The sequence below is a fragment of the Thalassospira sp. A40-3 genome (assembly GCF_015871485.1).
Taxonomy (GTDB): Bacteria; Pseudomonadota; Alphaproteobacteria; order Rhodospirillales; family Thalassospiraceae; genus Thalassospira; species Thalassospira tepidiphila.
In genome coordinates, this window is sequence record NZ_CP065428.1 from 2,419,018 (window position 1) to 2,441,902 (window position 22,885).

The window sequence follows — 22,885 nt, forward strand, 5'->3', positions numbered from 1 at the left end:
TAACGAAATTAAATACAATAGTCTTCGAAGACAAACATCCTTTCTTGTGAATTTGTTCGGGAATGGCCCGAAAAACGCAAGAAAATGCAATTTTGAAGGACTGGCGTGAAAGCGCCCGACTACACATGAGCACCGATCTCAAGACGTGGCTATCCGAGCGAAAAATCGAAGAAGTCGAATGCATTGTTCCGGACATGTCCGGCGTTGCGCGGGGCAAGGTTCTTCCGACACAGAAGTTTCTTAAGGGGCTGGAGGCCAAAAGCCTTGCCATCCCCGAAGCAATTTTCTGCCTGACGGTAACCGGCGGCTACCCGGAGGAAACCGATGCCTTCCTTGACCCGGCCGAAAAGGACGTGGCCATGGTTCCCGACCCGGAAACCGTGCGCGTTGTGCCGTGGTACGAGGAGCCGACGGCCCAGATCATCTGCGACTGTTTCCATTTTTCCGGCGAAGAAGTTTCGACGTCGCCGCGCGGCGTACTTAAACGTGTTCTCAAGGCATTTGAAGAACGCGGCATGCGCCCGATCATCGCGCCAGAACTTGAATTTTATCTGGTGGCAAAGAACACCGATCCGGACAACCCGCTGGAGCCGCCGATTGGCCGTTCCGGCCGTCCGGAACGCGCATCAAACGCGTTTGGCATTGATGCCATCAACGAGTTCGATCCGCTGATTGAAGACCTGTATGACTATTGCGAGGCCATGAATATCGACGCCGATACCATGAGCCACGAGTCGGGTCCGGCCCAGCTTGAAATGAACTTTAACCATGGTGATCCGCTTGAACTGGCCGATCAGGCCTTTTTGTTCAAACGTACGCTGCGTGAAACGGCACTGAAACACGGTGTCTATGGCACGTTCATGGCCAAGCCGATGGGCAACCTGCCGGGAAGCTCGATGCATATTCACCAGAGTCTTCTTGATATCAACACCGGCAAGAACCTGTTTGCCGATGATGACGGGGAAAACTCGAAACTGTTCCTGAACTATATTGGTGGCCTGCAGCGTTACCTGCCGGCAGCCATGCCGCTTCTGGCGCCGAACATGAACAGTTATCGCCGTCTGCAGCCCTGGTCGGATGCCCCGATCAACATGCACTGGTCACTTGATAACCGTACGGTCGGCCTGCGCCAGCCGAATGGCCCGCCCGCCGCACGCCGTATTGAAAACCGTCTTCCGGGGGCAGATGCCAACCCGTATCTGGCGGTTGCGGCATCGCTTGCCTGTGGCCTGCTTGGCATTATCGAGGAAGTCGATGCGACGGCCCCGATCGAAGGTTCGGGCTATGACCGTGCGCATTCCCTGCCGCGTCACATCCACGAAGCACTTGCGAAATTCCATCGTTGCAAGCCGCTTAAGGAACTGCTGGGTGAAGAGTTTGCTGCCGCCGTTATTGCGGTCAAGGAAGCGGAATGGGATGCCTATCAGACCGTGATCAGCGCCTGGGAGCGTGAGCACCTGTTGCTGAACGTTTAAAAGACGCCTGTCGAATTTTGCGCCGGGACTTGCTGCCCGGCGCAAGATTGTTGCATGTTAAATGCACAATTTTTTACATGATGCGAAATATGCACATTTTTCCATCTTGTATTTGACAATATCCTGAAGCATTCGAAGGATATTACGATAAGCCCCGGGTTCTGGGGGAGCAAAACAGAACCGGTAAACTTTCAAACGCTGCCACATGGGAGGCTCAGCGAAATGAAATCTCTTCTTAAAACATCAAGCCTGGTTGTGCTTGCGGCTGCCGTATCTGGCTTTGCCACTGGTGCATCGGCACAGGAAGTTCTCAACGTTTATAACTGGTCGGATTATATCGGCGAAGAAACCGTTGCGAATTTCGAAAAGGAATACGGCGTCAAGGTCAACTATGACGTTTATGACAGCAACCAGTTGGTTGAAGCCAAGCTGCTGGCTGGTAATTCCGGCTATGACATCGTGGTTCCGACCCTTGCCGATGCCGAACGCCTGATCAAAGCCAAGCTGTTCCAGCCGATCGACAAATCCAAACTGTCGAACTATGGCAACCTGGATCCGGTGATCCTTGAACAGCAGGCAAAATACGATCCGGACAACACCTATGCTGTGCCGTACTTCTGGGGCACCAACGGCTTTGGCTATAATGTTGCCAAAGTTCAGGAAGTTCTGGGTGACGATGCCCCGCTTGATAGCTGGGCGATGATCTTTGATCCGAAATATGCCGAAAAGCTGTCGTCATGCGGCCTGTCGCTTCTGGATGATCCGGGCGAGATCGTACCGCTGGTGAACTTCTATCTTGGCAATGTGCCGGAAGGCGAACCGACCACGGAATCGATCGAAAGCGCCTTTGAGCAGCTTGAGAAAATCCGTCCGCATGTGACCTATTTCCATAGCTCCCAGTACATCAACGACCTTGCAAACGGTAACGTTTGTATTTCTGTTGGCTGGTCGGGCGATGTCGGCATGGCCGCCCTTCGCGCAGAAGAAGCCGGCAACGGCAACGAGATCAAGTATGTCATTCCGAAGGAAGGCACCCTGATCTGGTTTGACGCGATGATGATCCCGGAAGATGCACCGAACCCGGATCTGGCGCACAAGTTCATCGACTATGTGCTACGTGCCGATGTCGAAGCTGAAATCGCGAACTATGTTGCCTATGCAACCCCGAACCTTGCCGCGATGGAACTGGTTGACCCGTCCCTTCTGGAAGATCAGGGCATCTATCCGCCGCAGGAAGTAAAAGAACGTCTGCGTTCGAAAGTCGAGCCGGGTTCACGCCTGCTGCGTACCCGTACCCGCCTGTGGACGAAGCTTAAAACCGGTCAGTAAGTGATCGAAAGCGATCCAGACGGATTGCGATCGCTGATCCTTGCGAAGGGCGCGACTTTGGTCGCGCCCTTTTGCTTTTCAGTCGTGCGAAACGATGCGGCCAGAGCGCCTGTGACTCGTGATCACGGCGCTTTATTGGTTGCAGTCAGCCTGTTTCTGACAACCGGACCCTTTCTCAGAAATGCACATTTTCTGAACACCACATGCCGATTCCCTGCCAATTTAGGTATCAAATGGCGATTGTTGTTCAAAATATCGCACACCCCTCTTTACAGATTGCAGAATTGCTTCATCCTGTTATCAGGAAGAACCGACCAATGGGCAGTGCAGCAACATGAAACGATTGCGCACCAGGTCATCAGGGACTGACGTCTGATTGAAGCGGTTCATCTTGACATTGAAACAGGGGAGAATGCTGGTGTCAGAGGCGGTTTTGGAGCGCGTGCACGAGGATGTGCACAAGACGCAACCTTGGAACAATCCGGACGCGGTTCCCTATATCCGCTTTGAGAATGTGACCAAGAAATTCGGCGACTTCTATGCCGTCGATGATGTTTCCCTGGATATCTATCGCCACGAGCTTTTCGCCCTTCTGGGCGGGTCCGGTTGCGGGAAAACAACGCTGTTGCGCATGCTGGCCGGGTTCGAGGAACCCACATCAGGCAAGATTTACATCGATGGTGTCGATATGGCCGGTGTTCCGGCCTATGAGCGCCCGACGAACATGATGTTTCAGTCCTATGCCCTGTTCCCGCATATGAGCGTGGAACAGAATGTCGCGTTCGGGCTGGTGCAGGATGGTGTTTCGCGTAGCGAGATTAAGGAACTGGTCGCCGAGATGCTGGGCCTTGTGCAAATGAGCAAATTTGCCAAACGCAAACCCCATCAACTTTCGGGTGGTCAGCGCCAGCGCGTTGCATTGGCACGGTCACTTATCAAACGGCCAAAGGTGCTGTTGCTCGACGAACCGCTGGGCGCGCTTGACAAGAAACTGCGCGAACAGACCCAGTTCGAGTTGGTCAACATTCAGGAAAAGGTCGGCACCACCTTTGTCATGGTGACCCATGACCAGGAAGAAGCCATGACCATGGCATCGCGCATTGCCGTGATGAATGAAGGGGTCATCAACCAGACAGGCACCCCGTTCGAACTTTATGAATATCCCAACAGCCGCTATACTGCGAACTTCCTCGGCCAGGTCAACCTGATCGAAGGTGTACTGGTCGATGACGATGAAAAATATGCCGTCATCAAATCGGATGAGGCCGGGTGCGAGATTTATATCGATCACGCCGTTCAGGGCCATGAAGGCATGACCTTCTGGGTGGCGTTGCGCCCCGAGCGGCTTCGCATCACCAAGGAAGCGCCCAAAGAAACCAAATACAATTGCGTATCGGGTAAGGTCGAAGAAATCGGCTATCTTGGCGGTATTTCGACCTATCACGTGCGCCTTGAAAGCGGCAAACGCATCAAGGTGACCGAGCCGAATTCCACCCGCCAGATCGAACCGCGCTATACGTGGGAAGATACTGTCTGGGTATCGTGGGAGGCCGGGGCTGCTTCGGTACTGAACAAATGAGCAGTGACAAGCAAGAGGGCAGCTTGACCCTCAAACAACGTTTTGATCGCTGGATGATCAAACATGGCCGGGTGCTGGTGGTTGGTATCCCTTATTTTTGGCTGTTTTTGTTCTTCCTTGTGCCATTCCTGATCGTTCTCAAGATCAGCTTTTCCGTCGCCGAATACGCACAGCCGCCCTATACGCCGCTGTTTGAATGGATCGACGAAGGCATCACGGTCACGCTCAATTTCGGGAACTACCTGTTCCTTCTATCTGACAGCCTGTATGTCACGGCATACCTCAATTCGATCCGGATTGCGGCGATATCAACCGTCATCACGCTTCTGATCGGTTATCCGATGGCCTATGGGATTGCGCGCGCGCAGGGATCGATGCGCAGTGTGTTGCTGATGCTGGTCATACTGCCGTTCTGGACCAGTTTCCTGATCCGTGTATATGCCTGGATCGGGATCCTTGACCGCGAAGGGTTGATCAACGCGTTCCTTATGTGGACGGGCATTATCTCCGAACCGCTGATCATGCGTCAGACGGAATTCGCGGTCTATGTCGGGATTGTCTATACCTACCTGCCCTTCATGATCCTGCCGCTCTATTCCACACTTGAAAAAATGGATGTCAGTCTGGTGGAAGCCGCCCTTGATCTGGGCTGCAAGCCCTGGCAGGCCTTTGCCAAGATTACGCTGCCGCTTTCCATGCCGGGGATTTTGGCAGGCTCACTTCTGGTGTTTATTCCGGCTGTGGGTGAATTCGTTATTCCGGAACTTCTGGGGGGCCCGAACACCTTGATGATCGGCCGAACCCTTTGGAACGAATTCTTTGCCAACCGTGACTGGCCGATTGCGTCAAGCGTTGCGATTGCGATGCTGCTGTTCCTTGTCGTGCCGATCATGTGGTTCCAGCATATCCAGACCAAGCAGGAGGAAGGCCAGCAATGAGCAGCAAACGTTCAACCTTCCTGATTTCGGCATTGGTGTTTGGCTTTGCCTTTCTGTATGTGCCGATCCTGCTTGTCATGATCTATTCCTTTAACGAAGGGAAGCTTGTGACCGTCTGGGCGGGCTTTTCGACCAAGTGGTATGTGTCGCTGTTTTCCAATGACGGCATGATTGATGCCGCCTGGAACAGCCTGCGTATCGGGGTGATGTCAGCGACCCTCGCCCTGGCACTCGGCACCCCGGCAGGACTTGTGATGTCACGCTTTGGCCGGTTCAAGGGACGCACGCTGTTTTCAGGCATGATTGCCGCCCCGCTGGTGATGCCAGAGGTTATTACCGGTCTGTCGCTTTTGCTGTTGTTTGTAACGCTTGAGCAAATGATTGGCTGGCCAGCCGGGCGTGGTCTTTCGACGATCACGATTGCACATACGACCTTCTGTGCGGCCTATGTCGCGGTTGTCGTGCAGTCGCGCCTGTCGGGGATGGATACCTCGGTCGAGGAAGCGGCAATGGATCTGGGTGCTAAGCCAGCCAAGATCTTCTTTGTCATCACGCTTCCGATGATCCTGCCAGCATTGCTGGCCGGGTGGCTGCTGTCCTTTACCCTGTCGCTGGATGATCTGGTGATTGCAAGCTTTGTTGCCGGTCCGGGATCGACCACGCTTCCGATGAAGGTGTTTTCATCGGTCCGTCTGGGGGTCTCGCCGGAAATCAACGCACTGGCAACCCTGATTATTCTGGCGGTGTCGGTGATGATCGTGATTGCCAGTCTGATGATCCTGCGGTCCGAGCGGATGCGCAGCCGCGCCTCTGCCGGGGCGGACGCGCAACACTAAGGCGCTACTTGGGCCGCCTGATACCTTTAGGCAGACAACAAAAAAAACAGCGCCGGAAAATCATCCGGCGCTGTTTTGTATTTGGGCTTGTCGAGCCGTCGGCTCAGCAGTTGCCTTCGGCAGCCTTGCGCATCATTTCACGGCATTTCATGCCGGGTGCCGAAACCTGCCAGTAAGAGACAACGGCCTCTTCGGCGGCTTCTTCGAAATCAATGATCAGGTTGTTGAGCGCGTTCTGTTCCATCAGCTTGATGACGCGGTCAGGCAACTGCGACATTTGCCACAGCCCCAGAACCAGCGCATAGGAAGAACGCATCAGCTTGCTGGCGGCATCAGGTGTGATTTCATAGAGCTCTGCCAGGGCATCGGCGGTACGCTTGACCATCGATGCCAGGAAGCGGCGCTGGTTGACGACCATTTCATCGTCGGAGCCAGATTCCAAAACACCTTGCGACAGTGATGCGAGATGCAGGAACTTGTCGTTCTTGACCAGATATTGCACGAACTGGCGGGCCACACGGGTCGAATCCCGTTCTTCGGGCCGACGCAGCGCTTCCTGATCAATCACATCAAGATTGTTTTCAAACCACTCTTTCTGGAAGTGACGCAACACTTCAAGAAACAATGCTTCCTTGCTTGAAAAATAAAGGTAAAGCGTGCCCTTGGCCAAGTTCGCCTTGCGTGCGACTTCCGCCGCCGACGGCAGGGTTCCATCACCTTCGAGATAGAGCTTGCGGGCAGCTTCGAGAATATCAGCACGGCGTTTTAGTTTCTGCTCATGGCTACGAGCGCGAACAAGATTGTCTTGTTCCATTTGATTAATTTCCCCCAACGTATTTTCCCCGGGCATATTATTGCATTTTAATTCACCTAAAAGTCAAACTGCAGGATTGGAATAACTGGACAAAATTCATGAAGCATTGAAAACGCATACATTTTTCTGACCAAATATAGACCAATTTAGATGAATTCCGGTCACATACAATCAATCACCATAACGCATTCTGAACAAAACCACAAATATCGTACAGTTTTTTGTTCGAGTCGCATTCCGCCCCACCAGCCGGGTTGATGACCAGGCGCCACCGGCCCGGCTTCACTTCATGACATTCCATATCGTGAAATAACCGGGATCCGACGTAAGATCACAGCTCAGACCGGCAGTTCGGTGGTGCGTTTGACTTCGCGGAGCGTGATGACGGTCTGCACACGTTCGACACCGGGAAGCTGGGTCAGGACTTCACTGTGGATGCGTTCATAGTCGGCGGTGTCGCTATAGACGACATGCACAAGATAGTCGCTTTGCCCGGCCAGCAAATAACATTCGACAACTTCGGGCACCTTTTGAATTTCGAGTTCGAAGGTTTCAAGGGCCTCGCGGGTTTGGCGGGTGATCGCGATATTGACAAAGGCATTGCCCGGCTTGCCGATCCGCGCGGGATTAAGAAGCATGGTGTAGTGATCAATGAAGCCTGCCTCTTCAAGAAGCCGCACACGGCGCAGGCAGGCAGAGGCCGACAGGTTCACCTTTTCAGCAAGTTCAGCATTGCTGATGCGACCGTCTTTCTGCAGCAAACGCAGAATCATCCGATCCCGTTCGTCCATCTCCATTCGCATAATCCTCCGACGTCATGGTGTTTCTGTTGAATTATATAGCAATGATATCATCAATAACCCCTTGAAATGAAGATTAATTGCCCAATTTTTAGGGTATCATTCAAGAATAATAACAAAAGAGGCGGCATCGTATTCCAGCCGCCCGGGAAACTCCGGAAACGCCGGGGAGTTCCCCCGATTACCACGATTTTGTCGGGAGGAAACGACATGCTGATTGGTGTTCCAAAGGAAATCAAAAACCACGAATACCGTGTCGGACTGACGCCAAGTTCGGTCCGTGAACTGGTCGCGCATGGCCACAAGGTACAAGTCGAAACCATGGCCGGTGCTGGCATCGGCTTTACTGATAATGATTATGTCGCTGCCGGTGCGACGATTGCGGCCAGCGCATCCGATATCTTTGCCAGTGCCGAGATGATCATCAAGGTCAAGGAACCGCAGAAGGTCGAGTATGAGCAACTCCGCGAAGGCCAGTTGCTGTTTACCTATCTGCATCTCGCACCGGACCCCGATCAAACCGCCGGTCTGGTCAAATCCGGTGTCACCGCAATTGCCTATGAAACCGTCACCGACCGCGCAGGTGGCTTGCCATTGCTGGCACCGATGTCGGAAGTTGCCGGTCGCATGGCCCCGCAGGTCGGGGCGGCCGCCCTTCAGAAAGCCAATGGCGGACGGGGCATGTTACTTGGCGGTGTGCCGGGTGTGGCGCCGGCCAAGGTCGTTGTGATTGGTGGCGGTGTCGTTGGTACCAATGCCGCGCGCATTGCAGCGGGCATGGGCGCGGATGTGATCATCCTTGATAAGAACGTCAAACGCCTGACCTATCTTGATGATCTGTATGGCCCGCGCATCAAAACCCAATACGCCACCATTGATGATACCGAGGCGCTTGTGCTTGAGGCTGACATGGTCGTGGGTGCAGTGCTTGTCCCGGGTGCGGCGGCACCAAAACTGATCAAGAAAGAACAACTGTCACGCATGAAGCCGGGTTCGGTGATTGTTGATGTGGCGATTGATCAGGGCGGATGTTTTGAAACATCCAAGGCAACCACCCATGCCGATCCGACCTATATCGTCGATGATGTCGTGCATTATTGCGTGGCAAACATGCCCGGTGCGGTCGCCCGGACATCGACCTTTGCGTTGAACAACGCCACCCTGCCCTTTGCCCTGGCCCTGGCCGACAAGGGATGGAAGAGAGCCTGTCAGGACGATCCGCATCTGGCGGCCGGGCTTAACGTCCATGCGGGCAAGATCACCTATAAGGCCGTGGCAGATGCACTTGGCTATGAGTACCTGCCACTGGAAAGCGCATTGGCCTGAACCACCAAATCCGATCATGAAAAAAGGGCGCCAAACGGCGCCCTTTTTGTTTGGTCATCTTGCGACTGTGCGCAGATCAGAATTCGACCTGGGTGACGTCACGGACCGCACCCTGATCGGCACTGGTTGCCATGGCGGCATAGGCACGAAGGGCGGTTGAGACCTTGCGTTTGCGCGGCTTGGCCGGACGCCATGCTTCGGGGCCCTTGGCTTCCATCGCCTGACGGCGGGCGGCCAGAACCGCATCATCGACCGCAATGCGGATAGAACGGTTCGGAATGTCGATTTCGATCATGTCACCCGGTTCGACCAGCGCGATGTCACCACCAGCGGCGGCTTCGGGGGATACGTGACCGATCGACAGGCCCGACGTCCCGCCCGAGAAGCGACCATCGGTAACCAGTGCGCAGGCCTTGCCCAGCCCCATCGATTTCAGATAGCTGGTCGGATACAGCATTTCCTGCATGCCCGGACCACCTTTGGGGCCTTCGTAGCGGATGACGACAACGTCGCCATCCTTGACCTCGCCACCGAGAACCTTGGCAACAGCTTCGTCCTGGCTTTCGCAGATCACAGCCGGGCCGGTGAATTTCAGGATGCTTTCGTCAACACCACCGGTTTTGACCACGCAGCCATTGGCGGCCAGGTTGCCAAACAGGACGGCAAGACCGCCATCCTGACTATAGGCATGGGCGACATCACGAATGCAGCCTTCTTTTTCATCGAGATCAAGGTCGTCCCAATAACGTTCCTGACTGAACGCGGTTTGGGTCGGGATGCCACCCGGCATGGCGCGGAAGAATTTGTGCACGGCCTCGTTGGTGGTGCGTTTGATGTCCCACTTTTCAAGGGCGTCGGCCATGGTCTTGGAATGCACGGTCGAGACATCGGTATGCAGCAGCCCTGCACGATCGAGTTCGCCAAGAATACGCATGATGCCACCGGCACGATGGACGTCTTCCATGTGGAACATCGGATGGTTTGGCGCGACCTTGGACAGATACGGGATCTTGCGCGACAGGCGGTCCATATCGGTCATGGTGAAGTCGACTTCGGCTTCCTTGGCAATCGCCAGCAGGTGCAGAACCGTGTTGGTCGACCCACCCATGGCGATATCAAGCGCCATGGCGTTTTCAAATGCCTTGAAGGTTGCGATACCGCGCGGGGTCGCGCCCTCGTCTTCTTCTTCGTAGTAACGACGCGCCAACTTGACCGAGGTACGCGCCGCCTCAAGGAAAAGCTCCTGACGCGCGGCGTGGGTTGCCAGCACCGAACCGTTGCCCGGAAGTGCCAGACCAAGCGCCTCGGCCAGACAGTTCATCGAGTTGGCGGTAAACATGCCAGAACACGACCCGCAAGTCGGGCATGCCGAACGCTCAACAACTTTGACCTGTTCGTCGGAGATGTTCGGGTCAGCGGCCTGCACCATGGCATCGACCAGATCAAGGTGATGTTCCTTGCCTTCGATGGTGACCTTGCCGGCCTCCATCGGGCCGCCGGAGACGAACACGCACGGGACATTGAGGCGCATCGCAGCCATCAACATGCCCGGGGTAATTTTATCGCAATTGGAAATGCAGACCATCGCATCGGCGCAATGGGCATTGACCATATATTCGACGGAATCAGCAATGATTTCGCGCGACGGCAGGCTATAGAGCATGCCGTCATGGCCCATCGCGATGCCATCATCAACGGCAATGGTGTTGAATTCCTTGGCGACACCGCCGGATGCCTCAATCTCGCGTGCGACCATCTGACCAAGGTCTTTGAGGTGCACGTGACCGGGCACGAACTGGGTGAAGCTGTTGACGACCGCAATGATCGGCTTGTCGAAGTCTTCGTCTTTCATGCCAGTGGCGCGCCAAAGGCCGCGCGCACCAGCCATGTTGCGGCCATGTGTTGTTGTACGGGACCGATATTCCGGCATGGAAGGAACCTCTCTTTAAATCACTGGTGGCGTTTCTTTCGGGTACGGGGTCAGCATCCCCGATGCCCTTTGTATATAGGTGCGTTCTAGCACAGTATTCGCGCGCTTTGACAGTTTTTTGCCCGAAAATTTCGCCAAAATCCGTCATTCGGTACGATTGCTACACGCCCATCACTTTGCCCGCGAACTGCGAACGCGTTTTTGGCAGCGCTTTCTATCCTCAGAGTTTGCCTGAAAACGCCCATTCACCAGTGTCAGCGTACAATTTTGTGAGCCAGTTCACAGGTTTTGCGACGATTGACCATGCGACCTATCCCAAATACCCGGAAAACTATTCCATTGAATAGGCGACCTCTAACCAAACAACACATATCGTATGGGGGATTATCGCCGCCAGGCGATTCTCCCACTCCCATTCTGACCCCGGACCCTCATACAGGTTCGGGGTTCTTTTTTACCTGCATTTCAGGCGGTAATCCGCGATCTGGTAACTGCATGCTTTAAAGGACGGGCTGAACCCTTTAATGTCAGGCAAGACTGCTTGGGCCAAGGCCCTTATCCAGACCATCAGGTGGAGATCCGCAACCCCATGTCCGACCAACTCAAGACACTGTTGCGTCGCGGACTGACTGCGCATGAGGGCAATCGCCCCGAAGAAGCCGAGAAAATCTATCGCGCGGCATTGGCCATGTCACCGGGCAATGCGGAGGCAGAGCATCTTCTTGCCACCCTTCTGACCGGCCTTGGCCGCCATGGCGAGGCGATTGAGCTTTTTGAAAACTGCCTGACGAGCTTTGCTGCCAACCCGGCGGTCCGGTGCAACTACGCGATCGCGCTGGAAAGTTCCGGGCAAATCGACAAGGCGATTGACCAGTTCAAGCAGGCATTGAGTTACCATGGGGATTTCCCCACCGCCCTTTATCATCTGGCACGGCTTGAAATTCCGCGCGGCCATTTGGGTCAGGCGATGGATCTTTTGGGCCGGTTGCTTGGCCTGAAGCCAAATCATTATGAAGGATTGCTGCTGTTCGGGCAGACCTTGCATGATCTGGGGCAGGAAGAAGCCGCCCTTAAATCACTTGAACATGCCGCCGAGGCCGCAGGCATTTCCCCGGAACTGATTTGCCGGGTGGGATCGGCCTTTCTGCGTCTTGGCTATCCGGAACTGGCACAGAACCTGTATCAGCGAGCACTAAGCATCGATGCCAAATACGTTCCGGGTTTGCGCGGGTTGGGCCAGTCACTGGCGCATCAAGGGCAATATGCCAAGGCGATTGCGATTTTAAAGACCGCGCGCCGCCTGACCAAGGACACCGTTGAGATTGATCTGGTTCTGGCCGACATCACGCTGCGCTGTGGCGACCTTGATAGCACAATAAAGACACTTGATACCCTGATAGAGACATCGCCGGATAATGCCACGGCCGATGCGCTTTTGATCCGGGCGCGTGCGAAGCTTGGCACAACCGATGGGGCCACCCATAGCAAGGCAGCCAAGGCATGGGCCAAGCATCATATGCCGATTGCCGCCAAGCCGGCCTTTGCCAACACCCGACAGTCTGACAAGCGGCTGCGCATCGGATGGTTATCGCCGTTCTTTTGCAAGCATGCATCATCCAGCCTTTTGAGTGCACTTGCGCGCCATCTGAACCGGCATGAGATCGAGCTGTTCCTGTATTCCGCGACACCGCGCCCGGACGACGTCACACGGCAATGGCAAGTCATGGCCGATGGCTGGCGCGAGGTTTGCGGTCAGGATCCGATGCAGATTGCCGATCGCATTCGCAAGGACAAGGTCGATATCCTGATCGATGTCTGTGGCGTTCATCCGACCCAACCGATTGAGGTCTTTGCCCTTAAGGCCGCCCCGGTGCAAGCCAGCCTGTCTGCGATCACCACCGGCATGGCCGAGATGGATTACCTGATCGGGCACAAGGATGTGTTTGGCGGCAGCCTGTCTGACAACAAGAAGTTTTCCGAGCGTCCCTATCCGCTGGCACTTGGCCCATACCTTCCGGCAGAGCTTGATGATGCCTTGCCATTGGCCCCCCTTCCGGCAGCCGTCGGCGAAGAGATCATCCGGTTTGGCTGCATTGATCGGCTGGCCAATATCAGCAATGAAACACTGAACTGCTTTGCGCGGATATTAAACAAGGTCAGCAACAGCCGCATCGTCATTCAGGATGACGTGCTTGAAGATTCCTATGCCGCCAAAACGTTCCTTGATCGCACCCGGCAGGCCGGAATCAAGCGCGACCGGCTTGATCTGGCGGGCAAGGTAAAGCCCCAGGATCGACCGGCCCTTTATGCCCAGATTGATATCGGGCTTGCGCCGTTTCCTGCCATCAGCCTTGAAAACTATTACGAGATGCTGTGGTTTGGCATTCCGTTCGTGTCGCTGGCCGATGATCGTCCGGGATCGCGGCTTGGCCTTGCGGTTTTAAGCGATATCGGGCTTGGCGCGCTGTGTGCCGAAACCGAAAAGGGATATGTCGATAAATGCATCATGCTGGCATCCGACCTTAAGGCGCTGGCCAGCATTCGCGAAAACATGCGCGATCGCATCCGGGGCAGCCGCGCCTTCCATGCACCTGCTGTCGCAGCCGAGTTCGAAGAAGCCTGTCGGGAGATGTGGCAGAACTTTTGTCTTGGTAACGGTTAGACACGGACGGCTTGAAACGCGCCCTATTGCCGCGTGGTCAGGATGTGATCAACCGCCATTGCCAGATCATCGGCAATAAAATCGGCTTCCCGGGCTTCGGGCAGGATGGCTTCCTTTGCGCCGTGGCCGGTTCTGACCATGATGGCCTTTGTGCCCGCCGCATGTCCGGCACGGATATCGTTGATGCGATCACCAATCAGGACGCTTTCCGAGAGGTTGATGGCAAACTCGTCACTTGCGGCCAGAAGCATGCCGGGTTCTGGTTTGCGACACGTGCTTTGGCGGCGGTAATCACCCTGCCCGCTTGGATGATAGGGGGAATAATAGATGCCCTGCACCGATGCCTTGCGATCGGCAAGCATGGAAACCAATGCCTTGTGGATTTCAAAAAGCTGGTCTTCGGTGAGATAGCCCCGCGCGACACCGGACTGGTTGGTGACGACAATCACCAGGATGCCCGCATCATTGAGGCGTTTGATCGCCTTTGCCGTGCCGTTAATCAATTTAAGATCGGCAACGTCTGACAGGTAGTGGACTTCCTCGTTAATCACTCCGTCCCGATCCAGAAAGACAGCCGGAACCGGGTTGCGTTGATCGCGAAAGCGCGGCGCCGGATCAATCAGGTGACGTTTGACAGTGTCGTGGATGGAGCCGTTCATCACAGGCCTTCTACATGGTCAAATTTGGCCAACAATGGCGCAAAGGCCTTTGCAAAAGCAAGTCTTCACAAGCCACAACCGACTTTTGCACAGTGCGGAAAAGAAATTGGTATTACCATTATTCACTTGCAGAGCAACCGGGGGACGTGCAATTTCGGTTCAAGTTCACGCCCCATAGAAGAACCTATCAAGGAAAAGCGTCTGATGTTTGCCGATATTTTTGCGATTTTGGCCCCGGTTTTCATCACCACCGGACTGGGATATTTCTGGGCCCGTGCTGGCAAACATTTTGACACCAACCTTGTCACATCCATTGTCACATATTTCGCGACACCCTGTCTGACCTTTGCCGCCCTTGCGACGGTCGAGCTTGGCGGTGATACGCTGGTTCTGATGGGAACAGCCGCCCTTGCGGCCAATGTGATCTTTGCCTTGATCGGCTGGCCGGTGCTTAAGGTCTTTAACCTGTCTCCGCGCACTTATCTGCAATCGCTGACCTGGCCAAATGTCGGCAATGTTGGCTTGCCGCTTTGTATGCTGGCTTATGGGCAGGAAGGCTTGGCGCTTTCGGTGGCGTTCTTTGCCGCCTATGTCGTGATCCAGCTGACCATCGGGGTTGCGTTCGTATCGGGCAGCTTTTCAATCAAGTCGCTGGCCAAGATGCCGATCATTCCGGCAACCCTGATTGCCACGGGGTTCCTTGCCACCGAAACACCGGTGCCCGAATGGCTTTACAACACTACCAACCTGATCGGGCAACTGACTATTCCGTTAATGCTGTTTACGCTTGGTGTGTCGCTTGCCAAGCTGCGCCCGGTCAGCCTTGCACGCAGCACGGCATTGAGTGTGCTGCGCCTTGGCATGGGGTTCGGGGTTGGCTTGGGCCTGTCGGAAGTCATGGGACTGACCGGCATGGAACGCGGGGTTGTGATCCTGCAATGTTCGATGCCGGTTGCGGTGTTCTGTTACCTGTTTGCGCAGCTTTATAACCGCGAACCGGAAGAAGTGGCTGGTGTGGTCATCAGTTCAAGTTTCCTTGCCGCCATCGCCCTGCCCGCATTGCTTTGGTACGTGCTGTAGCCTTCGAGCGCACAGGATAATTGATTACTTGACGATCAGGCGGTATTCGCCGCCGGTGCCATCATCCTTGTCGGCATAAAATCCGATGGCGCATTCAAAGCGACCCTTTTCAAGATTTGGATCGCCCTGCGCGGCCGCCTGTTCCATTACGTGATCGCGGCAGGCCGCAAGATCGTCATAGGTCGCCTCGGATATCTTGACCCGGGTCGGCTGACTGATATCGGGGACATAAACCGCAGTGACATGTTCCCAGGGTGCGGCATCAGCGGGCCAGAAAAGATCGGCAACATGACGGTGCGGGTTGCCGAAACTGACGACGGCCAGAACGGCGATCCCGCCAGCCAGAATCGCACGGCGCAGCATTCTTGTATTCATCGGTATCCTTTATGCGCCTTTGCGGCCAAGCGCCGAAAAATCGAAGCTTGGCATCGGCGCATCATATTCAAGATGGTAGTCATCAAGGATTGGTGGTGCCTGACCGGTGACGGCCAGAAGCGCATGCACCTGCCCGCGTTGATGGGTTTGATAGACAAACAGATGTGACAAAATATCGGCCACGGTTTCAAGCGTCTTGCTGCCGTCTTCGCGGACCAGTTCGACCGCCCGGATGGCATCCTTGTCATTGAGCTGTTCACAATACGCCATTAAGCGCATATCCGCATCACGCTGGGCTGCGGCCAGTTTATCGATGGCACCAAACGGCATTTCATTATCAAGACACGCACGACCCCGCCTGCCATCGACCAGCGCATCAAGATAATACCAGTCATTGGTCAGGATATGGTTCAGCGTTTCAAGAATAGAGGTGGAAAAAGGCGTTCGTTTGGAGGCGAGTTCGCCATCTGTCAATTTCTGACAGACCCCATACAAACGGTGATTTGACCAGGCGTTGTTACGCGCCTGATGGAAAAACGATGTGCCCGGCATAGCTTAAGTGTCCCAACTTTCAGCGCCCTGTCACATTCGTGTTGAATTATTCAACCGGTCACAGGATGCGCATGGTTTAGCGGACCGTTTCCTTTGCCAAAGTCCGGTGCGGTTCGGATGGCTTCACGGACATATGCCCGCGCACGGGCAACGGAATCACTTAATCCCATGCCCTGAGCCAGCCCGGTTGCAATGGCACTTGCAAGCGAGCAGCCCGTACCATGATTATTCTCAGACGGAATGCGCGTATCTTCGAAACCTTCGATATCGCGATCCCGGCGCCACAAGATATCGACGATTTTGTCCCCGTCGGCGTGACCACCTTTTATCAGGACGGCCTCGCAACCGAGATCACCAATTTTGTGCGCTGCAGCAATCATATCAGCTTCGCTGGTGATTTTCATACCTGATAATACTTCGGCCTCTGGAATATTTGGTGTCAGCACGGTCGCAAGCGGGACCATATGGGTCATAAGTGCTTCTACCGCGTCTTCCTGAAGCAGGCGTGAACCGCTTTGCGATACCATCACCGGGTCTACAACGACCGGAATACCTGCGGCCTTTGATTTGATGAATTCCGCCACAGCGGTAATCACCGGCACCGAATGCAGCATCCCGGTTTTAAGCGCATCTGCGCCAATATCATCAATCGTCACCGTCGCCTGATGGACGATCATGTCCGGATCGATGCCAAGAACGTCGAAGACTCCGGTGGTGTTTTGCACCGTGAGCGCCGTTATCGCAGTTGCAGCATAGCCGCCAAGGGCCGTCACCGATTTGATATCGGCCTGAATTCCGGCCCCACCGGAACAATCCGACCCGGCGATAATCAAGACACGACCCTTCATACGACCCTTCCTTATCCTGCAGATATCAGGTTTTCGTCACAATGACCGGTTAACCGGCAACGGCGGTGATTTCGGCAACGATGCCATCAACGATCTGTTCGACCTTAATCGCGTCATCGCCTTCGGCCATGACACGGATCAGCGGTTCGGTGCCAGATTTACGGATCAGGATACGACCATCACCGTTAAAGGCCCGTTCTGCCAAGGAAATGGCTTCGATGACGCTGCTTTGCGCCAACGGATCAGAACCGGCACTGTAGCGCACGTTTTTAAGGATCTGCGGCAACGGTTCGAACACACGGCTGAGCTCAGAAACCGGGCCTTCGCGGCTGGCAAGAACCGCCAGCACCTGAAGGGCTGCCAACAGGCCATCACCGGTCGATGCGAAGTCCGACAGCACGATATGGCCCGACTGTTCACCGCCGACATTGCAATCAAGGGCGCGCATCTGTTCGACAACATAGCGGTCCCCGACCTTGGTGCGGATCAGACGGACATCGTTGCTTTCAAGATAACGTTCAAGACCAAGGTTCGACATCACGGTCGCAACCAGCGCGTTGCCGCGCAGCTGACCGGTGCGTTTCCAGTGGGTTACAACAAGGCCCATCAACTGGTCGCCGTCGATCAGATGTCCCTTTTCATCACACATCTGGACGCGGTCGGCATCGCCATCAAGGGCAATCCCGACATCGGCCTTTTCGGCCAGAACCCGGTCACACATGGTTTTGGTGTAGGTCGAACCACACTGATCATTGATGTTCAGACCATTCGGGCTGGTGCCGATTTCAATTACGTCAGCACCCAGTTCACGCAGAACCTTGGGCGCGACGGAGTAACCGGCCCCATGGGCGCAATCAAGCACGATGCGCAGACCTTCAAGCGTGACGGTGCCCGGCAGGGATGATTTGACGGCCTCGATATAGCGGCCCGGCGCATCATCGATGCGTTTGGCACGACCCAGCGCGTTGGCAGGTACCAGTTTGCCCGAAAGATCGCTTTCCATCAGGGCTTCGATTTCAAGTTCGACCTCGTCTGACAGCTTGAAGCCATCCGGGCCAAACAGCTTGATGCCGTTATCCTGGAACGGGTTGTGGGAGGCCGAGATCATCACACCGATATCAGCGCGCATCGATTTGGTCAGCATGGCCACCGCCGGGGTCGGCATCGGGCCGACCAGCATGACATCCATCCCCATCGAGGTGAAACCGGCAACAAGGGCCGGTTCAAGCATATAGCCCGACAGTCGGGTATCCTTGCCAATCACGACCTTGTGGCGGTGATCACCACGGGTGAAATAATGGCCGGCAGCCATCCCGACTTTCAGGGCGACTTCTGCGGTCATCGGCGCTGTATTGGCAGTTCCGCGAATGCCATCGGTGCCAAAATACTTGCGGCTCATATTCTGTGTCTCTGCTTGCTTTGCGGGCATTATGCCCTGTCAATTCATTCTGACTGCCGGTTATATCAAAGTGGCGGCGCAATGCCACCGGCAATCGGCATATTTCAGCGCCTATTCTAGTGCCAAACTGGCAATCAATCCGTTAACAGGCAAACAGGGCGATATTCGGATAAAAGCGATGACCTTCGGTCAAAAACCCGCTATCACAAGATGAAGGGGCTAAGGGGCTGAAACCGGGGGAATTTTGCGCAGCATCCGCTTGAATATGTTTCTTTTTGCGATGTTGATTGTGACCGCGTCCGGCATTTTTGCCGTTTACGGACCCAAAATCGCTGCGCATGAGGTTGCCAAAACACTCGTCCTGCCGCCCAGCGGACCTGCGGAAGTTATCAATCTGAACCGCTATCTGACGCGGTTGGTGACAGACCGCAAAGTGGAAAGCGCATTTAAAATCCCGTCGATTGCCGAATCTGAATTCGCCTCTGTCCTTGAGGCACGCGGTCCGGGCTATACGGATCGCACCATCTGGTATCGCGCGCCGGTCAAAATCGTTGATCAACCCGGACGAACGGGAAGAAGCGCCTTTATCGATATCGGACATGTGTATCTGAATGATATCGAGATCAGCATCCTGTCAAATGACGCGCGCCAGATCATCTGGCAGGAACATCTCGGCGACCGAATTCCAAGAGCCAAGGGTGGCTTGCAAAATCTTTCGCACGTTGCCGAATGGCCGAAACTGTCACTTGGCGAATATTGGCTGGTTATCGCGGTCCATACCAACAGCGCGCACGTCCTTGAGGCCGAACTCCTGCCTGATACGGCGCTGATTACCAAATCGGGCAGCAACAGTTTCATCAAGGGCGCAACCCTTGGTGTTCTGCTTCTTGCATTCGGGATTTATTTCGCGTTTGGCGTGATGTCGGGGGATCGGTCTGTTCTCTGGTATTCGGGCTATATCTTTTCGCTGTTCCTGATTTCGTTCGGGGTGACGGGCTATGCCCAACTGATTTTCAAACCGTTCTGGTCGCTGGCCTCGGACTTCGTGACGGGAACCGGAACCGCGTTTGCGCTTGGTACAAGCATCATGATGTGGAGCTATATGACCCGTCTTGATCGCGAGAACCGGCCGCTGTTTCGGATCATGGCAGGGTATTCGGTTCTGGCGATGGCAGGTTTTCTGACCGCCACATCGGACTGGTATATCCTGTATGCCAAAGTGTTTTTCGGCCCTCAGATATTCCTGCTTGCGGTTTTGCTGATCAATCTGATGTATCGCGGATATCGCCAGAAGCACACATTCCAGATGAGTTATTTGATGGTCGCGCTTGGGATTCCGACCATCGGGGCGATGGCGCATTTGCTGTTGCTGATCGGGTGGTTGCCGGTCAACGGATTTACCACGAGCATCTTTGCGCTCAGTTCGTTTATTCAGCTTGTGCTGGTGGCCATCGCCATGGCCTATCGCACCTATGGCGTGATCAACCGGCGTGTTGATGCCCTTGCCTCCGGCCAGCGGGCCGACCAGCTTGCCAGTGAGCAGCGCACCTTTATCACCATGCTGTCACATGAATTCCGAACCCCGCTTGCGATCATTCAGCGGTCTGCTGAAATCCTCGGACTACATTTGCAAAAAGAGCCTGAAAGCGTTCTGAACCGGCTGTCGACGATCCAGTCCAATGCCCGGCAGCTTTCGGGCCTTGTCGATGCGTTCCTGACCAAGGAAACCCTTGATAGCGCGACATTCACCACCACGCGCGAAGCGGTTGCCATCGATGCGTTTCTGCGCGATTTGATTGCGCAGCGCCAACGCGAGGTCCCCGGCCAGAATATCAGCCTGATCCAAAGCGATGTTGTGATCGTCGAGATTGACCGGATCCTGATGGAACGTGCGCTGATCAACCTGATCGAGAATGCGCGCAAATATGCGCCGGGGGCCGCCGTCTGGATTTCAGCCGAACGGGCTGCCAACGGTTATGTCTATATCCGGGTTGTCGACGAGGGCCCGGGCATCGCCGCCGACGATCTGCAGAATGTTTTGAACGCCTTTTACCGCGGACGGGATTCGGTCAAAATCCAGGGTGTCGGGCTTGGGTTGCATCTGACCAAACGCATCATCGAGGCCCATGACGGATCCCTGTCGGTCAGTGTCGGCGAAGAAGGCGGAACAACAATCCTGATCAAATTGCCTTATGACCGCGACATGACGGTGCTCAGGAACAATGAAAACAGGGCTGGCTTCCCGCTTGGTTATACCGAGACGTCACATGACGGGGAGCGGCCATGAGGATCAGATCGCCGCTGTTCACTGCACCAAAGACACATCCTCAGTCCGCCATGGCTTTGGCGGCGGAATTGTTGTTGCTCATAATCACAACCATGGTTTTGATGCCATGGCACGGTGCAAACGCGCAATCAGCCTTGATGCCGAGCAATGATCAGGATCATCTGGTCCTGCCGGGCAATGTCACAGAACCGATTGAGATCACCCGGTTTGTTGCGTCCTTTGCCGACACCACACGCAGGCTTGGCTTTGAAGAGATCCAGGCCCTTCCGGATGCGGCCTTTCAGCAGTCATCTGCCATACCGTCCTTTGGGTATACCCGCGATGTGATCTGGCATCAGCTTGATCTCACCATCACCAATGACATGACGAAACGCGCCCTGCTTGAAGTCGGGCCGAACTATCTGAATTTCATTGATGTGTTTCTGGTGCCCGATGGGCTGGGGGATCCGGTCTGGCACACCCGTCTTGGCGATCATGTCCCCGCCAGCGCCCGCCAATATGGCGGACGAGCACATATTGCCGCCCTGCCCCTGATGGAGCCGGGCGATTATCGCCTTTATGTCCGGTCGCAAAGCAATAGCGCCAATCTGATCTGGATGACACTTTGGCCGGCAACCGACCTGGTGTCTTCGCTGTCCTTCCGTGATCTGGCGTCGAATGTTTTCTTTGGCTTCATTCTGGCTTTGGGGTTGGCCTATCTGGCGCTTGGTCTGATTGCGCGGGATCGGATTGTGGTTTTGTACAGCGTCTGGGTCCTGGCAATCGGTGTCACGGCGGCCGTCGTCAATGGCGTGGTCTTAAGCGAGCTACGACCGGAAATACCGTGGCTGAATGACTTTTTGTTGGGAACAGCCAACATCATTACCTATGGCGTGACGGTGTTTCTGTGGCTCTACATCATCGATGCCAAAAAGAAGCATCCTTTGGCCTACAAGATATGTTGCGCGTACGGGTTTTTCATTCTGGCCTTTGCGGCCGGGGCCACGACGGATCTCTACACCGTCTTTGGCACCTATATCGTGCCAAGCCATTCGGTCTTTATGGCCACGATGTGCGCAATCCTGATCAAACGGGCGTTTGAAGACATCCACAACCCGCGCTACTGGGCGTTCCTTGTGGTTCTGGCCGTCCCGACCGGGGCCGCGATCATGATCCAGCTTGCCCTTTCGGGGGTGATCGATGCGACCAGATTGCGTCTGGAACTGCACAGCTACACCTTGATGTTCCACCTTGTCGGGATGGGCATCATCATGACGATGCGGTTGTCGCGCATGGACAAGGAACGGGTCACTGTCGTGCGCAAGGCAGAAGAAACCACCTCGCTGGTCGAAGAACAGCGCAAACTGATTTCGATGCTGTCGCATGAATTCCGAACGCCGCTTGCGGTGATCCAGCGATCATCGGAAATGCTGATGCTGCGCCTTACAAACCATAAGGATGACGTTCTTGAACGTTTGCAACGCATCCAGCTTCAGGCCCAGAAACTGGCGCGTCTTGTCGATATTTTCCTGACCAAGGACGGTATCGATACCCAGGAACTGTCACTTGCGCGCAAGACAGTTCCGATCAACCGTTTTCTTCAGGAATTTGTCGCCCAGACAACACGCGAAGGTGCGGAAGTTCAAGCCGTATTGAGCCGAACCACAGGTATCGAGGTCTTTATCGACGAAACCCTGATGGGCCTTGCGATCACGAACCTGGTTGAAACGTCACGCCGCTTTGCGCACGGGGCACCAATCCACATCAGTACTCACCGACATTCGGAGATGCGGGTCGAAATCAGCATCCCCTGCCGCGGTGAAGAACTTGATGAAGACGAGACCGCCATGATTTCCGATGCGCTGTTCCGACGCGACATGGAAAGCCAGTCATTGCAGCGCGCACTCGGACTGCATATTTCGCAACGTATTGTCGTTGCCCACGGCGGATCGATCACGCTGCGCCAGAAGGGCGCACGCAGCATCGAGCTTTGCCTGTTGTTACCGTGCGAGTAGCT

Annotated in this window: 19 protein-coding genes; 11 read left to right on the forward strand and 8 right to left on the reverse strand. The window is 55.0% G+C overall.

Annotation, left to right across the window (positions count from 1 at the left end; genetic code table 11):
• Positions 1–125 precede the first annotated feature (125 nt).
• From IT893_RS11050 to IT893_RS11070, 5 genes are all read left to right on the forward strand, one after another.
• The gene (locus IT893_RS11050) at positions 126–1,475 is read left to right on the forward strand and encodes a glutamine synthetase family protein (RefSeq protein ID WP_008891405.1); all 1,350 of its coding nucleotides are present in this window, start codon (positions 126–128) and stop codon (positions 1,473–1,475) included.
• 222 nt (positions 1,476–1,697) lie between these two features.
• Entirely contained in the window at positions 1,698–2,804 is a 1,107-nt protein-coding gene (locus IT893_RS11055) for a polyamine ABC transporter substrate-binding protein (RefSeq protein WP_120225011.1), read from the forward strand.
• A 412-nt stretch (positions 2,805–3,216) separates the two neighbouring features.
• Entirely contained in the window at positions 3,217–4,383 is a 1,167-nt protein-coding gene (locus IT893_RS11060) for an ABC transporter ATP-binding protein (protein ID WP_008891403.1), read from the forward strand.
• Positions 4,380–5,321 (forward strand): ABC transporter permease subunit, encoded by a 942-nt coding sequence (locus IT893_RS11065; RefSeq protein WP_008891402.1) that lies wholly within the window; start codon positions 4,380–4,382, stop codon positions 5,319–5,321. The genes IT893_RS11060 and IT893_RS11065 overlap by 4 nt, the downstream gene beginning before the upstream one ends.
• Positions 5,318–6,157 carry an ABC transporter permease subunit gene (locus IT893_RS11070; protein WP_008891401.1) on the forward strand — a complete coding sequence of 280 codons (840 nt, stop codon included), beginning with the start codon at positions 5,318–5,320 and terminating at the stop codon, positions 6,155–6,157. Before IT893_RS11065 ends, IT893_RS11070 begins: the two co-directional genes overlap by 4 nt.
• Before the next feature lie 103 nt (positions 6,158–6,260).
• Here IT893_RS11070 and IT893_RS11075 read toward each other — a convergent pair whose 3' ends face one another.
• Entirely contained in the window at positions 6,261–6,971 is a 711-nt protein-coding gene (locus tag IT893_RS11075) for a TetR family transcriptional regulator (RefSeq protein WP_063087202.1), read from the reverse strand.
• A 338-nt stretch (positions 6,972–7,309) separates the two neighbouring features.
• Positions 7,310–7,768 carry an Lrp/AsnC family transcriptional regulator gene (locus IT893_RS11080; RefSeq protein WP_008891399.1) on the reverse strand — a complete coding sequence of 153 codons (459 nt, stop codon included), beginning with the start codon at positions 7,766–7,768 and terminating at the stop codon, positions 7,310–7,312.
• Positions 7,769–7,981: 213 nt separating this feature from the next.
• Between IT893_RS11080 and ald the strand changes: the two genes are divergently transcribed.
• The gene (ald, locus tag IT893_RS11085; RefSeq protein WP_197145202.1) at positions 7,982–9,097 is read left to right on the forward strand and encodes an alanine dehydrogenase; all 1,116 of its coding nucleotides are present in this window, start codon (positions 7,982–7,984) and stop codon (positions 9,095–9,097) included.
• 76 nt (positions 9,098–9,173) lie between these two features.
• On the opposite strand, the gene ilvD is transcribed toward ald, so the two are convergent.
• Positions 9,174–11,027 carry a dihydroxy-acid dehydratase gene (gene ilvD / locus IT893_RS11090; protein ID WP_197145203.1) on the reverse strand — a complete coding sequence of 618 codons (1,854 nt, stop codon included), beginning with the start codon at positions 11,025–11,027 and terminating at the stop codon, positions 9,174–9,176.
• A 589-nt stretch (positions 11,028–11,616) separates the two neighbouring features.
• Between ilvD and IT893_RS11095 the strand changes: the two genes are divergently transcribed.
• Positions 11,617–13,689 (forward strand): glycosyltransferase family 41 protein, encoded by a 2,073-nt coding sequence (locus IT893_RS11095; RefSeq protein ID WP_197145204.1) that lies wholly within the window; start codon positions 11,617–11,619, stop codon positions 13,687–13,689.
• A 23-nt stretch (positions 13,690–13,712) separates the two neighbouring features.
• On the opposite strand, the gene IT893_RS11100 is transcribed toward IT893_RS11095, so the two are convergent.
• Positions 13,713–14,348, reverse strand: a complete 636-nt coding sequence (locus IT893_RS11100) for an HAD-IIIA family hydrolase (RefSeq protein WP_197145205.1) — start codon at positions 14,346–14,348, stop codon at positions 13,713–13,715.
• A 204-nt stretch (positions 14,349–14,552) separates the two neighbouring features.
• Here IT893_RS11100 and IT893_RS11105 point away from each other — a divergent pair, with 204 nt between their 5' ends.
• Positions 14,553–15,428 (forward strand): AEC family transporter, encoded by an 876-nt coding sequence (locus IT893_RS11105; protein WP_064790184.1) that lies wholly within the window; start codon positions 14,553–14,555, stop codon positions 15,426–15,428.
• Between the two features lie 24 nt (positions 15,429–15,452).
• Here IT893_RS11105 and IT893_RS11110 read toward each other — a convergent pair whose 3' ends face one another.
• From IT893_RS11110 to glmM, 4 genes are read right to left on the reverse strand one after another with little or no spacing between them, the layout of a single operon-like run.
• Positions 15,453–15,803 (reverse strand): hypothetical protein, encoded by a 351-nt coding sequence (locus tag IT893_RS11110; protein WP_197145206.1) that lies wholly within the window; start codon positions 15,801–15,803, stop codon positions 15,453–15,455.
• Between the two features lie 9 nt (positions 15,804–15,812).
• Complete coding sequence (locus tag IT893_RS11115) at positions 15,813–16,355, reverse strand: DinB family protein (RefSeq protein WP_197145207.1); 543 nt, start codon at positions 16,353–16,355, stop codon at positions 15,813–15,815.
• Positions 16,356–16,405: 50 nt separating this feature from the next.
• Complete coding sequence (gene thiD / locus IT893_RS11120; RefSeq protein WP_063087196.1) at positions 16,406–17,203, reverse strand: bifunctional hydroxymethylpyrimidine kinase/phosphomethylpyrimidine kinase; 798 nt, start codon at positions 17,201–17,203, stop codon at positions 16,406–16,408.
• Between the two features lie 49 nt (positions 17,204–17,252).
• Positions 17,253–18,602, reverse strand: coding sequence for a phosphoglucosamine mutase (gene glmM / locus IT893_RS11125; RefSeq protein WP_063087195.1), 1,350 nt, complete (start codon positions 18,600–18,602; stop codon positions 17,253–17,255).
• Between the two features lie 265 nt (positions 18,603–18,867).
• Here glmM and IT893_RS11130 point away from each other — a divergent pair, with 265 nt between their 5' ends.
• The 3 genes from IT893_RS11130 to IT893_RS11140 are packed head-to-tail and all read left to right on the forward strand — an operon-like array spanning position 18,868 to position 22,883.
• Positions 18,868–20,889 carry a sensor histidine kinase gene (locus tag IT893_RS11130; protein WP_252724138.1) on the forward strand — a complete coding sequence of 674 codons (2,022 nt, stop codon included), beginning with the start codon at positions 18,868–18,870 and terminating at the stop codon, positions 20,887–20,889.
• A complete protein-coding gene (locus IT893_RS11135) occupies positions 20,870–21,040 on the forward strand; it encodes a hypothetical protein (RefSeq protein ID WP_197145209.1) in 171 nt (56 codons plus the stop codon). Before IT893_RS11130 ends, IT893_RS11135 begins: the two co-directional genes overlap by 20 nt.
• Positions 21,027–22,883 carry a 7TM-DISM domain-containing protein gene (locus tag IT893_RS11140; protein ID WP_197145210.1) on the forward strand — a complete coding sequence of 619 codons (1,857 nt, stop codon included), beginning with the start codon at positions 21,027–21,029 and terminating at the stop codon, positions 22,881–22,883. Before IT893_RS11135 ends, IT893_RS11140 begins: the two co-directional genes overlap by 14 nt.
• Positions 22,884–22,885: the final 2 nt, after the last annotated feature.

What these genes read in the sequence shown, in the direction of transcription:
- thiD (WP_063087196.1), bottom strand. Translation starts at nt 17,203, where the DNA reads ATGAAGGGTCGTGTCTTGATTATCGCCGGGTCGGATTGTTCCGGTGGG.
- IT893_RS11050 (WP_008891405.1), top strand. Translation starts at nt 126, where the DNA reads ATGAGCACCGATCTCAAGACGTGGCTATCCGAGCGAAAAATCGAAGAA.
- IT893_RS11130 (WP_252724138.1), top strand. Translation starts at nt 18,868, where the DNA reads ATGTTTCTTTTTGCGATGTTGATTGTGACCGCGTCCGGCATTTTTGCC.
- IT893_RS11095 (WP_197145204.1), top strand. Translation starts at nt 11,617, where the DNA reads ATGTCCGACCAACTCAAGACACTGTTGCGTCGCGGACTGACTGCGCAT.
- IT893_RS11065 (WP_008891402.1), top strand. Translation starts at nt 4,380, where the DNA reads ATGAGCAGTGACAAGCAAGAGGGCAGCTTGACCCTCAAACAACGTTTT.
- IT893_RS11070 (WP_008891401.1), top strand. Translation starts at nt 5,318, where the DNA reads ATGAGCAGCAAACGTTCAACCTTCCTGATTTCGGCATTGGTGTTTGGC.
- IT893_RS11135 (WP_197145209.1), top strand. Translation starts at nt 20,870, where the DNA reads ATGACGGGGAGCGGCCATGAGGATCAGATCGCCGCTGTTCACTGCACC.
- IT893_RS11100 (WP_197145205.1), bottom strand. Translation starts at nt 14,348, where the DNA reads ATGAACGGCTCCATCCACGACACTGTCAAACGTCACCTGATTGATCCG.
- IT893_RS11110 (WP_197145206.1), bottom strand. Translation starts at nt 15,803, where the DNA reads ATGAATACAAGAATGCTGCGCCGTGCGATTCTGGCTGGCGGGATCGCC.
- IT893_RS11105 (WP_064790184.1), top strand. Translation starts at nt 14,553, where the DNA reads ATGTTTGCCGATATTTTTGCGATTTTGGCCCCGGTTTTCATCACCACC.
- IT893_RS11055 (WP_120225011.1), top strand. Translation starts at nt 1,698, where the DNA reads ATGAAATCTCTTCTTAAAACATCAAGCCTGGTTGTGCTTGCGGCTGCC.
- IT893_RS11075 (WP_063087202.1), bottom strand. Translation starts at nt 6,971, where the DNA reads ATGGAACAAGACAATCTTGTTCGCGCTCGTAGCCATGAGCAGAAACTA.
- glmM (WP_063087195.1), bottom strand. Translation starts at nt 18,602, where the DNA reads ATGAGCCGCAAGTATTTTGGCACCGATGGCATTCGCGGAACTGCCAAT.
- ilvD (WP_197145203.1), bottom strand. Translation starts at nt 11,027, where the DNA reads ATGCCGGAATATCGGTCCCGTACAACAACACATGGCCGCAACATGGCT.
- IT893_RS11140 (WP_197145210.1), top strand. Translation starts at nt 21,027, where the DNA reads ATGCCGAGCAATGATCAGGATCATCTGGTCCTGCCGGGCAATGTCACA.
- ald (WP_197145202.1), top strand. Translation starts at nt 7,982, where the DNA reads ATGCTGATTGGTGTTCCAAAGGAAATCAAAAACCACGAATACCGTGTC.
- IT893_RS11115 (WP_197145207.1), bottom strand. Translation starts at nt 16,355, where the DNA reads ATGCCGGGCACATCGTTTTTCCATCAGGCGCGTAACAACGCCTGGTCA.
- IT893_RS11060 (WP_008891403.1), top strand. Translation starts at nt 3,217, where the DNA reads ATGCTGGTGTCAGAGGCGGTTTTGGAGCGCGTGCACGAGGATGTGCAC.
- IT893_RS11080 (WP_008891399.1), bottom strand. Translation starts at nt 7,768, where the DNA reads ATGGAGATGGACGAACGGGATCGGATGATTCTGCGTTTGCTGCAGAAA.